General features: G+C 73.9%; 13 protein-coding genes. 9 read left to right on the top strand and 4 right to left on the bottom strand.

The annotated features are described in order from the left end of the window. From ACFVFQ_RS09875 to ACFVFQ_RS09840, 8 genes are all read left to right on the top strand, one after another. Positions 1–165, top strand: a complete 165-nt coding sequence (locus ACFVFQ_RS09875) for a hypothetical protein (protein ID WP_383411664.1) — start codon at positions 1–3, stop codon at positions 163–165. 122 nt (positions 166–287) lie between these two features. Then, the gene (locus ACFVFQ_RS09870; protein ID WP_383411657.1) at positions 288–1,529 is read left to right on the top strand and encodes a hypothetical protein; all 1,242 of its coding nucleotides are present in this window, start codon (positions 288–290) and stop codon (positions 1,527–1,529) included. Beyond that, positions 1,526–2,056: a hypothetical protein gene (locus tag ACFVFQ_RS09865; protein ID WP_383411654.1), complete on the top strand. Its 531-nt coding sequence runs from the start codon at positions 1,526–1,528 to the stop codon at positions 2,054–2,056. Before ACFVFQ_RS09870 ends, ACFVFQ_RS09865 begins: the two co-directional genes overlap by 4 nt. After that, the gene (locus tag ACFVFQ_RS09860; protein WP_383411652.1) at positions 2,053–3,261 is read left to right on the top strand and encodes an MFS transporter; all 1,209 of its coding nucleotides are present in this window, start codon (positions 2,053–2,055) and stop codon (positions 3,259–3,261) included. The genes ACFVFQ_RS09865 and ACFVFQ_RS09860 overlap by 4 nt, the downstream gene beginning before the upstream one ends. Positions 3,262–3,525: 264 nt before the next feature. Beyond that, the gene (locus tag ACFVFQ_RS09855; protein ID WP_383411649.1) at positions 3,526–3,939 is read left to right on the top strand and encodes a hypothetical protein; all 414 of its coding nucleotides are present in this window, start codon (positions 3,526–3,528) and stop codon (positions 3,937–3,939) included. Positions 3,940–4,039: 100 nt separating this feature from the next. Further along, positions 4,040–4,642: a carbonic anhydrase gene (locus ACFVFQ_RS09850; protein ID WP_383411646.1), complete on the top strand. Its 603-nt coding sequence runs from the start codon at positions 4,040–4,042 to the stop codon at positions 4,640–4,642. A gap of 17 nt (positions 4,643–4,659) precedes the next feature. Further along, positions 4,660–6,114 (top strand): SulP family inorganic anion transporter, encoded by a 1,455-nt coding sequence (locus ACFVFQ_RS09845; protein WP_383411643.1) that lies wholly within the window; start codon positions 4,660–4,662, stop codon positions 6,112–6,114. 205 nt (positions 6,115–6,319) lie between these two features. Beyond that, positions 6,320–6,766, top strand: coding sequence for a nitroreductase family deazaflavin-dependent oxidoreductase (locus ACFVFQ_RS09840; RefSeq protein WP_383411638.1), 447 nt, complete (start codon positions 6,320–6,322; stop codon positions 6,764–6,766). Positions 6,767–6,842: 76 nt separating this feature from the next. Here the strand turns inward: ACFVFQ_RS09840 and ACFVFQ_RS09835 are convergent, their stop codons facing one another. The 3 genes from ACFVFQ_RS09835 to ACFVFQ_RS09825 form a co-directional block, all read right to left on the bottom strand. Next, positions 6,843–9,008 (bottom strand): ABC transporter permease, encoded by a 2,166-nt coding sequence (locus tag ACFVFQ_RS09835; RefSeq protein ID WP_383411635.1) that lies wholly within the window; start codon positions 9,006–9,008, stop codon positions 6,843–6,845. A 99-nt stretch (positions 9,009–9,107) separates the two neighbouring features. Continuing rightward, complete coding sequence (modA, locus tag ACFVFQ_RS09830; protein ID WP_383411632.1) at positions 9,108–9,893, bottom strand: molybdate ABC transporter substrate-binding protein; 786 nt, start codon at positions 9,891–9,893, stop codon at positions 9,108–9,110. 178 nt (positions 9,894–10,071) lie between these two features. Further along, positions 10,072–10,467, bottom strand: coding sequence for a molybdopterin-binding protein (locus tag ACFVFQ_RS09825; protein WP_274917466.1), 396 nt, complete (start codon positions 10,465–10,467; stop codon positions 10,072–10,074). 337 nt (positions 10,468–10,804) lie between these two features. Here ACFVFQ_RS09825 and ACFVFQ_RS09820 point away from each other — a divergent pair, with 337 nt between their 5' ends. Next, positions 10,805–11,227 carry a molybdopterin-binding protein gene (locus ACFVFQ_RS09820; RefSeq protein ID WP_383411629.1) on the top strand — a complete coding sequence of 141 codons (423 nt, stop codon included), beginning with the start codon at positions 10,805–10,807 and terminating at the stop codon, positions 11,225–11,227. A gap of 19 nt (positions 11,228–11,246) precedes the next feature. On the opposite strand, the gene ACFVFQ_RS09815 is transcribed toward ACFVFQ_RS09820, so the two are convergent. After that, complete coding sequence (locus tag ACFVFQ_RS09815) at positions 11,247–11,759, bottom strand: molybdopterin-dependent oxidoreductase (RefSeq protein ID WP_383411626.1); 513 nt, start codon at positions 11,757–11,759, stop codon at positions 11,247–11,249. Between the last annotated feature and the right edge of the window lie 177 nt (positions 11,760–11,936).

Below are 11,936 nucleotides of genomic sequence, written 5' to 3'. Positions count from 1 at the left end.
ATGGAGCAGCTCATCAAGAAGATGGCCCAGGACGACGTCTGGCAGAGCTGGGTGGCCGCCAACTCCGCCGGGCAGGACCCGCGGGCGGCGAAGCACGGCTGCATCAGCGCCGCCCCCAAGGCCGGCTGCATCAGCGCCGCGCCCAAGAGCGGCTGCATCTCCTGACACCCGGCTGACGGCCCCGGCGGGCCACCGGCGGCCAACTCCCCCGCCATCGGCCCGCCGCGGGCACCGCGCCACCCACGCAACGGGGCGAGACCCCCGCCCGTACACACCCGAGGTATCCCATGGAAGGCCAGCCGACCGCCGAGGTCATCGAGCAGATCCGCGACATCCCGATCTACCGCGAGGCACTGGCGAAGGGCCATTTCCCGGTGCTCGACAAACCACAGATCGCCCGCGGCTTCCCGGACAACTGGATGACTGGGCAACTGGCCGCCGCGCTGGAGTCCGGCGAGGCCGAGTTCGTGCTCTCCACGGGCACCAACCACGCCCGCATGCAGCTCATCCGGCCCCCGTACTTCCTGCTGCACTCCTACTACCAGCTCTGGAGCGAGCACCCCGACCTCGCCGCCACCTGGGAAGCCGGGTGCCACCGGGTCTCGTTGACCACCGTCCTGGCGACCGAGCACGTCGCGCGGGTCAACGCCGCCAAGCGCGGCGCCGCGCCCGACCCCGTGCCCGGCCCCGAGGACCGCCGGCTGGACGACCGCACCAGCTATCTGAACCTGCGGCTCGACCCGGCGCTGTGGAGCCGCGACGACACCGTCCGGATGCTCGACGAGATCCGCACCGCCCAAGAGGCCCACCCCCAGGGCTGGTACCACCTCGACTGCTCCGGCTACCATCTCGCCCACCTGGTGCGGAAGGTCGGCGAGTGGGGGCTGTGGGACGACTTCCCGCCGCCCGCCAGCATCATCCACGCCTACGAGTACACCCCGGTGAACGTGCGGCGGTTCCTGCACCAGCACTTCGCCTGCCCGATCATCGACCTCTTCGGCAGCACCGAGCTCGGCTACCTCTACTCCAGCGACCGGCGCGGCAACTACCGCCCGCACCTGGACAAGATGAGCGTCGAACTGCACCCCGTCGCGCCCGACAGCACCCTGTACCACCTCGTCGTCACCAGCATCCGCAACCCCTACATGCCGCTGGTCCGCTATCGCTCGGGCGACTGCGTACGGACCACCGACGGCACCCCGGACCCGCAGCGGATCGCCCAATTCTGCGGCCGCGAGAAGGAGTTGCTGACCACCCGGCACGGCCCGGTGGCCCAGGGCGACCTGGACCGCTGCGTCGCCGCGGCGACCGCGCAGATCTTCGTCCACCAACTGCGCCTGGAGGGCACCGCCGAGGCCCGCCTGGCGTACACCACCTTCAACGGCGCGCCCCTGAAGGCGAGGGAGTCCACCGCGCTGGAGCGCGCCGTCGGCGAACTCACCGGCCGGCACTGCCGGCTCGACCACCGCCCGCACATCCCCATCGGCCGCTCCGGGAAGTACTCCTGGCTCGCCAGAGGAGAGGCATGACCCACCGGACCACCGCACCGGCCCCGTCCCCGCCGGTCACCGCCGAGGACCTGCGGGACCTCCTCGGCCGGCCGCTGCACGACGAGGTCCTGGCCCACTTCACGACCCTGACCGGGGAGCCCGAGGAGTTCGTGGCGCGCCAGCTCACCGAGTGCCTGCGCTACCTCTACCTCGTCTCGCGCCACCGCGACCGGCTCGGCGGGCTGTTCCTCCCCGTCGAGCAGGACATCGACGAGATCTGGCACTACCTCATCCTCCAGACCCGGGAGTACCGCGCGCTGTGCGAGGAGCGGCTGCCCGGCCGGTACTTCATCGAGCACCGCAGCATCGGCTACCAGGAGTACCAACAGGAGCCGGGGCGCGAGCGGGCGCTCGACGAGGCGCTGCGCTGGATCCCCTTGTACTGCCGGGAGTTCGGCCCGTTCGACGAGGGCGCCCTGCCGCACTGGACCATCGTCCGCTTTCTGCACCGGCAACTGGGCTGGTCCCTGGCGGAGATCGCGGCGCTGGAGCCGCGGGCCGCATGAGCGTCGCCGCACCGCGGCGGCCGCTGACCGTCCTGGTGTGCGCGCAGGTGCTCAGCGGGGCCGGCCTGGCGGCCGGGATCACGGTCGGCGCGCTGCTGGCCGAGGACCTGCTCGGCTCGACCGGGCTGGCCGGCGTGCCCAGCGCCCTGTTCACCGGCGGCGCCGCGCTGGGCGCCGCAGCCATCGGCCGGCTCTCCCAACTCCGCGGCCGCCGCCTCGGACTCGCGCTCGGGTACGGGGCCGGTGCGCTCGGCAGTCTGGGGGTGGTGGCCGCCGCGGCGCTGCACAGCGCCCTGCTGCTGTTCCCGTCCCTGCTGGTCTACGGGGCGGGCACCGCGACGAACCTGATGGCCCGTTATGCGGGCGCCGAACTGGCCCCGCCTCAGCGGCGCGGGCGCGCGGTGAGCACCGTGCTCGTCGCCACCACGCTCGGCGCGGTGGCCGGCCCCAACTTGGTGACGGTGACCGGGGACGTGGCCGTGGCCTGGGGCGTGCCCCGGCTCGCCGGCCCGTTCCTGCTGGCCGCCGCGGCGTTCGGGGCGGCCGCCGCCGTCCTGGCCGTCCGCTGGCCGGCGGTGGGGGAACCCGCGCCGAGCGGGGCCGACGCACCGGCGCCGAACGGCCCCGTACGGGTGCGGCGCCGCCCCCTGGCGGCCGGCGCCGCCGTGATGGTCCTCACCCAACTGGTGATGATCGCGCTGATGACCATGACGCCGGTGCACCTGCGGGCGCACGGCCACGGCACCCAGGCGACCGGGCTGGTGATCGCCCTGCACGTCGGGGCGATGTTCCTGCCCTCGCCGCTCACCGGGGCGCTGGTCGACCGGATCGGCCCGCACCGGGTGGCGGCGGCGTCCGGGGTGACGCTGCTCGGCGCCGGGCTGCTCGCCACCCTCGCCCCACCGCACTCGGTGGCCGCGCTCGCCGTGGCGCTGGTACTGCTGGGCGTGGGCTGGAACTTCGGGCTGGTCAGCGGCACCGCCCTGGTCACCGACGCGCTGCCGCCGGCCCGCCGCGCCGCGACCCAGGGGCTGGTCGACGTCGGGATCGCGCTGGCCGGCGCGACCGGCGGGGTCGCCTCCGGACCGGTGCTGGCCGCCGGCGGCTTCCCCGTACTGGCCCTGGTCTGTGGGGCGTTGGCGCTGGCGGTGGTCCCGGTGGCGGTACTGGCCGCGCGGGACGACGGCGGCGGCCGGTGCCCCTGAGATGGAAGACCAGTCCTGAAAAAGGCCGCAACATGCCGCAACCTGGCGTCATTTATCGTTTTCATGCCGGAAACCTGGATGGTGCACTATGAGAGCGCGGTCCCCCAGGGACGCGAGCGGTGCACTGCGCACGCGACCGGAACCGCACCCCGACGACCAGGACCGTGCGCACCCACGGCCGACCGCGCCACCGGCGCGCGGCGGCCCGCCCCCTGCCGAACGACCGGACGACCCCGACGACTTGGGGCGAAGCGGAGGACGACGATGCGGAAGGACACCGGGAAGCCGGGCATACGCCCCCGGATACCCGCCGCGTGCCGACTGCCGCTGACCGCGCTCGTCGTCGTCCTGACGTTCCTGCTGGGCGCGGCGGCACCGGCGTGCGCGGCCCGCTCCGCGCCACCGGCCGCCGCGGCGCCCGGCGCCAAGACCGCCTCGGCCGCCAACACCAACTCCGAGGAAGAGAAGCACTCCAAGCGCGAGACCGAGCGCAGCCGCCCCCGGCGGCTGACCCCGGCCGCGGAGGGCGTTCCGGCCACCCGGCGGCCGCTGCCGCCGTGCCTGAGCGGCGCGAGCGGCGACGACGGGACTCCGGCGCGGTCCGCCGCCGCCCCCGACGACCCGAGAGCCGCGAGACCGGCCCAACTCCCCCTGCTGCACTGCGTCTTCCGCTGCTGAGCGGACCCGTGGCGACCGGCCCCGCGCCGCGCCCCGCCACCCTCCGTGCCACATCCACGCCATCCCCACGGTGGCTTCACCCTCAGCAGGAGACCTCCTCGTGGAGACCTTCATCCAGCACGCCCGGGGCCTGACGGCCCGTATTGCCGCACACCGCGAAGAACAGGAGACCTACGGTCGGCTCGCGGCCGGCCAATCCCCCCTCGCGCTGTTCATCACCTGCTCCGACTCCCGGGTCGTCCCGTCCCTGATCACCGGGGCCCGGCCCGGCGAACTCTTCGAACTCCGCACGGCCGGCAACGCCGTGCCCGCCTACCGGGAGGAGATGCCGGCCAGCGCGGAGGCCGCCACCATCGAATACGCGATGCGGGTGCTGCGCGTCGCCGACGTCGTCGTCTGCGGCCACTCGCACTGCGGCGCGGTCGGCGCCCGGGCCCGTGGCGAGGACCTGACCGGCGCCCCCGCGGTCCGCGACTGGCTGACCCAGCAACTCCCCGACGCACTACCGGCCGACGACGGCCCGGCCGCCACCTTGGCCGTGCAGCGCCATGTGCGCCAGCAGGTGGACCGGCTGCGCGGCTACCCGTGCGTCCGGGAGCGGTTGGACGCCGGTGACGTGCGGCTGCACGGCTGGTTCTACGAGGTCCACACCGGTTCGGTCTCCGTGCACCGGCCGGCCTCCGACGCGTTCCTCCCCCTGTGAAGGCGGGCCCGTACGTGATGAAGCGATTCCCCTTTCTCCGGGCGGACTTCACCGCCTCGCTCGTGGTGTTCCTGGTCGCCGTCCCGCTGTGCGTCGGGGTGGCGGTGGCCTCCGGCGTACCGGCCGAACTGGGGCTGGTCACCGGCATCGTCGGCGGACTGGTCACCGGGCTGCTGCCCGGCTCCAGCCTCCAGGTCAGCGGCCCGGCCGCCGGACTGACCGTGCTGGTCTTCGAGGCGGTCAAGGAGTACGGCCTGGGCGTACTGGGCGCTCTGGTGTTGACCGCCGGACTCCTCCAACTGGCCATGGGTGCACTCAAGTTGGGGCGCTGGTTCCGGGCGATCTCGGTGGCCGTGGTGCAGGGCATGCTGGCCGGCATCGGGCTGGTGCTGATCGCCGGGCAGCTCTACGCCCTGGCCGACGCCAAGGCGCCGGGCAGCGGCCTGGCCAACATCGGCGCGCTGCCGCGGCTGGTGCGGGACACCGCGGGCTCCCCCGCCGCGCTCTCCGCGGTGACCGTCGGGGCCGGCACCATCGCCGTGCTGGTGCTCTGGCCCCGGTGGCGGCGCGCGGCGCGGGTCCTGCCGGCGCCGCTGGCGGCGGTCGCGCTGGCCACCACCTCGGTCTGGGCGCTGGACCTGCCGGTCGCCCGGGTCCGGGTCAGCGGGCTGCTGGACGCGATCCAGCCGCCGGGCCTGGCCGACATCGGCCGGCTGACCGAACTCGGCGTACTGGGCACGGTGTTGGCGTTCACCCTGATCGCCTCCGCGGAGTCGCTGTTCAGCGCCGCCGCGGTGGACCGGCTGCACGACGGGGCCCGGACCGACTACGACAAGGAGCTGATGGCCCAGGGCGCCGGCAACACGCTGTGCGGGGTCCTCGGCGCGCTGCCGATGACCGCGGTGATCGTGCGCAGCGCCGCCAACGTGCAGGCGGGGGCGCGCACCAAGGCGTCGCGGGTGCTGCACGGGGTGTGGCTGCTGCTGTTCGCCGCGGCGTTCCCGGCGGCGCTGGGCGTGGTGCCGGTCGCCGCCCTGGCCGGCGTACTGGTGCACGCGGGCTGGAAGTTGATCCCGCTACGGGAGCTGCGGCCGCTGTGGCAGGCGCACCGCGGTGAGGCCGTGGTGCTCTGCGTGACCGCGCTCGCCATCGTGACGGTGAACATGTTCGAGGGCGTGCTGATCGGCCTGCTGCTGGCAGTGACGAAGACCGCCTGGGAGACCTCGCAGGCGCATCTGGAGGTGCAGATCCCGAGCGTCCCCGGCCCGATCCGGGTCCGGGCCGTGGGCAGTGCGAGCTTCCTCCGACTGCCCAAGCTGCTCGACCAGTTGGAGTCGCTGCCCACCGACCGGGACGTGGAACTCGACCTGAGCGGACTGCGCCACGTCGACCACGCCTGCCAGGCCGCGCTGGACAACTGGGCGGAGCAGCACCGCCGCAACCGGAGCCGGGCGGTGGAGCTGGTCTCCTGACCCCTGCGCGCCGGGCCGCGCTCCCCCACGGGGGCGCGGCCCGGCCAACGGCGCTGGGCGGCGCGGTGGAAGGCAGGGCCGGAAAATCGATCCGCGGAGCCGGAATGATCGCGGCGCCCTGGCCGTTGACCCCGACACGAGGCGATCTCGACGGAAGACGAAAGACGGCCGGCAGACAGCCGGCAGACGGCGGAAGGCGGACGCAATGCCCCTGCAAGGAGAGTACGAGCCGAGCCCGACGGCATGGGTCCGCGAACAGGTCGAGCTGTACGAGGGCTCCGGCGGCACCGACGGCACGACGCTGAACGGCCTGCCGGTGATCCTGCTGACCACCCGCGGAGCCAAGTCCGGCAAGCTCCGCAAGAGCCCGTTGATGCGAGTGGAGCACGAGGGGGCGTACGCCGCGGTGGCCTCCCTCGGCGGCGCGCCCAAGAACCCGGTCTGGTACTACAACGTCCTCGCCGACCCCCGCGTCGAGCTCCAAGACGGCACGGTCCGGCGGGACATGACGGCCCGCGAGGTCACCGGCGAGGAGAAGGCGCGCTGGTGGGCCCGCGCGGTCGAGGCGTTCCCCGACTACGCGGAGTACCAGGCGAAGACGGACCGCGAGATACCGGTCTTCGTACTGGAGCCGGCAGCCGCACCGCACTGACGGGGAGGGCGCCGCATTAGCCGGGGCAGCGCGCTGACGGCCACCCACCGCCCCGGGGCTATTTCCTGACGCTGCGTCAGATCTCCACCAGCGTCACCTCGGTGGCCTTGACGCTGGTCCAGACGGCGGCACCGTCGGCGAGGCCGAGTTCCAGGGCCGCGGCCGGGGTGATCTCGGCGACGAGGTCGGGCGCCTCGGGCGAGGTGACCAGGACCCGCAGTCGGCTGCCCGCGGCGGTGATCTCCCGTACGGTGCCGGGCCAGACGTTGCGCGGGCTGCCCGCGGGCCGGTCGAGGTGCACCGAGACCGCCTCGGGAGCGATCACCGCAAGCGCCCGGGTCCCGTCCGGCAGCGGATCGGCGACGACGAGCCGGTCGCCGTCGGTGAGCGTCAGCCCGCCGTCGGCCGCGGTGCCGGACCAGGCGTTGCGGCCGAGCATCCGGGCCACCCAGGGTGAGCGCGGGTGGCGGGTGACCTCGGCGGGCGGGGCGTCCTGGAGGGCGCGGCCGCCGTCGAGGACGAGCACCCGGTCGGCGAGCGAGACCGCCTCGACGGGATCGTGGGTGACGATCAGGCAGACCCCGCCGAAGCCCGCGAGATGACTGCGCAGGGTGTGCCGGACGTGCGCGCGGGTGGTCTGGTCGAGCGCGGCCAACGGCTCGTCGAGCAGCAGCAGCCGCGGCCGGGCCGCCAACGCCCGGGCCAGCGCGACGCGTTGGGCCTGGCCGCCGGAGAGCTGGGCGGGCCGGCGGTGGGCGAGCGCGCCGACGCCGAGCCGGTCGAGCCACTGCTGCGCGGTGCGCCGGGCCTCGGCGCGCGGGACGCCCTGGGCGCGCAGCCCGTAGGCGGTGTTGGCCAGTGCCGTCAGATGCGGGAAGAGCGCGCCGTCCTGGGGCACCCAGGCGACACCCCGGCGGTGCGGGGGCAGCGCGGTGGCGTCGGTCTCCCCCAGGCGCAGGACGGCCCGGGCCCGCGGGGTCAGCCCGAGCAGCGCGCGCAACAGGGTGGTTTTACCGGCGCCGTTGGGCCCGACGACGGCGACGGTGGTGCCGGGCTCGGCCCGGAGGGTGAGGGCGGTGAAGCCGGTGACCTCGGCGTCCAGCGGCCAGCGTTCGCGGGCGGACGGTTCCGGCGCGGCCGGCTCCGGGGCTCGGGCGGCAAAGGCGGGGTCAGCACTGGTCGACCCATGCGCCGTGCTCCCGGCCCGAGTTGGCGCACCCCCGGCCCTCGCGCCGCCACTACCGCCGCCCCCGTAACCGCCCCCGCCAGCGCCCCAGTCAGCACTACCGTCGGAGCCGCCCACCACAGCACCCTCATCAGGACCAGGATCAGCATCAACGCCCCCACCAACGGACCGCCACCAACGCCCCCCGCCGTCCCGACCAGCGCGCCGGGAGCGCTCGTTGGGCCCGCGCCCGCCCATCCAGCGCCCGCGCAGGCAGACCAGGACGGCCATGGCGATGACGAGCAGCAGCAGGGAGACCGAGGTGGCGGCCTCCGGGGAGTCCTGGAGCAGCAGATAGACCTGGAGCGGCAGGGTCTGGGTGGTGCCGGGGAGGTTGCCGGCGAAGGTGATGGTCGCGCCGAACTCGCCGAGCGCGCGGGCCCAGGTGAGCGCGGCGCCGGCGGCCAGTCCGGGGGCGACCATGGGCAGGGTGACGGTGCAGAAGACCCGTACCGGGGAGGCGCCGAGGGAGGCGGCGGTCTCCTCGTAACTGGGGCGGAGCCCGGCGAGGGTGCCCTCCAGGCTGATGACCAGGAAGGGCATCGCGACGAAGGTGGCCGCGACCACCGCGCCCGAGGTGTGGAACGGCAGCACGATGCCGAAGGTGTTCTCCAGCCAGGGGCCGAGGAGCCCGCGCCGGCCGAAGCCGAGCAGCAGGGCGACACCGCCGACGGTCGGCGGCAGCACCATCGGCAGCAGCACCAGCGAGCGCACCAGCACCTTGCCGGGGAACTCGACCCGGGCCAACAGCCAGGCCAGCGGCACCCCGAGGAGCAGCGACAGACCCAGCGCCCAGCACGACACCAACAGCGAGAGCCGCAGCGCCTGGAGCACCGCGGGACTGGTCAGATGGGTGCCGAGCTCGCCCCAACTGGTGTGGCCCAGCACGCCGATGAGCGGCAGCAGCAGGAAGGCGACGGCCAGCAGCGCGGGAACGGCCAGTGCCAGGGGGGTGCGGGCACCGGGCGCGCGGCGCCGGGCGACGCGCACCGGATCGGGGGTGCGAAGGCGGCTCATCGGGAGTCCTGGGATCGGGTCGGGCGGCGGGGCCGGGGGTCCGGCGGGCGGCGGGGCGGGCCGCTCCCCCGGACCGGACGGCCCCGCCCCCGCGCGCGGTTACGGCTTCTGGAAGCCCGCCGCCTGGAGCAGCCGCTGCGCCTCGGGGGTGCTCAGCCACTTGACGAACGCGGCGGCCGCGGCGGAGTGCTGGGAGGACTTCAGCGTGGCCGCCGGGTAGGAGGCGACGGCGTTCTGCGCGTCGGGGATGTCGATGGCCTCGACCTTGCCGGGCGCGGTGGCGGCGTCCGTCTTGTAGACGATGCCGGCGTCCGCCTCGCCCAGTTCCACCTTGCTGAGCACGGCCCGGACGTTGGGCTCCTGGGAGACCGGCTTGACGGTCAGCTTCTGGGCGTCCAGGACCTTCTTGCTGTAGCGGCCGACGGGCACCTCGGGGGCGGCCAGCACCACCTTCAGCTTGCTGTCGGCGAGGTCCTTCAGCGCACCGACCTTCTTGGGGTTGCCCTTGCCGGTGGCGATGACCAGGCGGTTCTTGGCGATGACGGTGGGCGCCCCGGTGTCGGCCCTGAGCCCGTCCATGGTCTTGGTGTCGGCGGTGACCAGGGCGTCGGCGGGGGCGCCCTGCTTGACCTGGGCGGCGAGCTCCTGCGAACCGGCGAACGAGAAGGCGACCTTGGTGCCGGGGTGTTCCTTCTCGTAGGCGGCGCCGGCCTTCTTGAAGACGTCGGTGAGCGAGGCGGCGGCGAGCACGGTGAGCTTGGTGGTGCCGCTGCCGTCCTTCTTGGCGCCGTCGTCGCTGCCGCCGGAGCAGGCGGCCAGGGGGACGAGGAGGGCGACGGTGACGAGCGCGGAGGCGGCGCGGCGCCCGGTGACGAGAGGGGACATGGTGCGGGACTCCTTGTGACGCGGGCGAGGCGGTCGCCCGGGCGGACGGGGACATCAGCCGCGCCGAGTGGGGTCTCCCCCGCTCCAGGACGTACGAGAGCTCGGGGAAGGGCGACGCCGCTGGGCGGCCGTCCCGTTGGGGACGCACGGACCGGCCGCCGGTTGGTGCGGTCGCGGGTCAGGTGCGGTCGATGTGCACGCTGGTGGATTTCACCCGCGCCACGGCCTGCATGCCGACTTCCAGGCCGAGTTCCTCCACGGCCTCGCGGGTGAGCAGGGACACCAGGCGGTGCGGGCCGGCCTGGATCTCGACCTGGGCGGCGACGTCGCCGACCTTGACGGCGGTGACGATGCCCGGGAAGGCGTTGCGGACGGAGGTGTAGGCATCGTCCTCCTCGCCTCCCGCGGACTGGCCCACCTCGATCGAGAAGGCGGCCAGGTCCCGGCCGTCGATGAGGCGGCGGCCGCTGTCGTCGCGGTGGGTCGCGACCCTGCCGGCGTCCGCCCAGCGGCGCGCGGTGTCCGGGCTGACGCCCAGCAGACGCGCCGCCTGGCCGATTGTGTAGGACTGCATGTGCGACACAATATGAGCTAATGCCTCGCATTTACAATCCTTAAGGCATTCCTCTATAGCAGATGCAAGGGCTATTGGAGGAAGGAACGAGCGCTGTTTCCGGGTACCGGAATCCCGGGCAAACGCGGCCGGAGCAGGGCCGGAGCGCCGCACCCGGTGGGCCGAATCCGCCGAGGAATTCCCGTCCGAACGCGATTAGAGTGCGAGGGACCGACGGGGCGATTCCCGACATTCCGGAGCCCCGTTCCGCGGCGGTTTCCGGCGGCGGTGACCCGCACCGCATTCACCCCCGCGGATATCCCCGCCCGTCTCCACCGCCCCCGAGGAAGTGGTTCCCATGACCCTGAGCATCCGCAATCAGCTCCCCGGCACGGTTCTCGGCATCGCGTCGGGAGAGGTGATGTCGACCGTCGCGGTGCGGCTGGCCGGCGGCCAGGAGATCACCGCCGCGATCACCGTGGAGGCCGTCAACGACCTCGGAATCAAGGAGGGTTCGCCGGTCCGCGTATTGATGAAGTCCACCGAGGTCGCGCTCGCCACCGGCACCATCGACGGGCTCAGCATCCGCAACCGGATTCCGGGCACCGTCGTCGCGGTGGCCACCGGCGGCGCGATGGCCGGGGTCAAGGTGGCCGTGGCCGGCGGCGAGTTGACCGCGGCGGTCACCAAGGACGCGGCCGCCGAACTGGGCCTGGCCGCCGGCTCCGAGGTGACCGCACTGGTCAAGTCCACCGAGGTCGCGCTGGCCGCCGAGCGCTGACCGGGCCGCGGGCCCTCAACTACCGCCCCTCCGGCACCGGGCAGGCACCGACCCAGATGCCGGTGATGGCGCTGATGTAGCGGGCGCCGCAGCGATCGGACGGCACCACGAGTTGGCTGCCGTCGCCGTCCAGCGGCCGGCCGTCCAGGGCGGTGGCCAGCAGGATCGGGGCGTCGCCGAAGTCGGCGTCGATCTCCGCCCAGGACAGCACCGCGTGGTGGCCGTCGCCGCCGGTGACCGTCAGCAGGAAGCGGGAGCGGTCCTTGCGCCGCCGGGCGTCGAAGGCCGGGCCGGCCGCGGCCAGCACATCACGCAGCAACGGGCCGTCGAAGGTGTGGTGCTGCGGCCCGTTGGCGGCGCAGTCGAAGACCACCGGGGCGTGCCGCTGCGGCCAGCGCTCCCGCAGATCGGCGACGGTCAGCGCGAGCGGGCGCCGGAGTTGACCGCTGATCAGGAAGGGCCGGGCGGCGGACCGCGCGGCGTTTGACGCACCGCGGACGGCGGTGGCGCGGGGCGGACTGAGACGGGTCATGGTGTCCCCCTGGAGAGGATCCGGGCGGCGGCTGCCTCCCTCTGATGCCCAGACGGAAGTGGCCCCAATCACATCTGCCATCCCACTACGCACGTTCCCCTTGCACAAGTGAGGCACATGGACGGATGGGACGGCAGATCCGAGAACGACCCCGGTGCGTCCCCGGACCCACCGCGC

This window comes from Streptomyces sp. NPDC057743 (assembly GCF_042798755.1).
Lineage (GTDB): Bacteria > Actinomycetota > Actinomycetes > Streptomycetales > Streptomycetaceae > Streptomyces.
Note: the sequence above shows the minus strand (reverse complement) of the source record. Positions and strands in the feature narration are given on the sequence as shown.

Bases quoted from the DNA above. Each gene is read 5' to 3' on its own strand.
- ACFVFQ_RS09860 (WP_383411652.1), top strand. From the start codon at position 2,053: ATGAGCGTCGCCGCACCGCGGCGGCCGCTGACCGTCCTGGTGTGCGCG.
- ACFVFQ_RS09855 (WP_383411649.1), top strand. From the start codon at position 3,526: ATGCGGAAGGACACCGGGAAGCCGGGCATACGCCCCCGGATACCCGCC.
- ACFVFQ_RS09865 (WP_383411654.1), top strand. From the start codon at position 1,526: ATGACCCACCGGACCACCGCACCGGCCCCGTCCCCGCCGGTCACCGCC.
- ACFVFQ_RS09840 (WP_383411638.1), top strand. From the start codon at position 6,320: ATGCCCCTGCAAGGAGAGTACGAGCCGAGCCCGACGGCATGGGTCCGC.
- modA (WP_383411632.1), bottom strand. From the start codon at position 9,893: ATGTCCCCTCTCGTCACCGGGCGCCGCGCCGCCTCCGCGCTCGTCACC.
- ACFVFQ_RS09875 (WP_383411664.1), top strand. From the start codon at position 1: ATGGAGCAGCTCATCAAGAAGATGGCCCAGGACGACGTCTGGCAGAGC.
- ACFVFQ_RS09870 (WP_383411657.1), top strand. From the start codon at position 288: ATGGAAGGCCAGCCGACCGCCGAGGTCATCGAGCAGATCCGCGACATC.
- ACFVFQ_RS09815 (WP_383411626.1), bottom strand. From the start codon at position 11,759: ATGACCCGTCTCAGTCCGCCCCGCGCCACCGCCGTCCGCGGTGCGTCA.
- ACFVFQ_RS09845 (WP_383411643.1), top strand. From the start codon at position 4,660: ATGAAGCGATTCCCCTTTCTCCGGGCGGACTTCACCGCCTCGCTCGTG.
- ACFVFQ_RS09825 (WP_274917466.1), bottom strand. From the start codon at position 10,467: ATGCAGTCCTACACAATCGGCCAGGCGGCGCGTCTGCTGGGCGTCAGC.
- ACFVFQ_RS09820 (WP_383411629.1), top strand. From the start codon at position 10,805: ATGACCCTGAGCATCCGCAATCAGCTCCCCGGCACGGTTCTCGGCATC.
- ACFVFQ_RS09835 (WP_383411635.1), bottom strand. From the start codon at position 9,008: ATGAGCCGCCTTCGCACCCCCGATCCGGTGCGCGTCGCCCGGCGCCGC.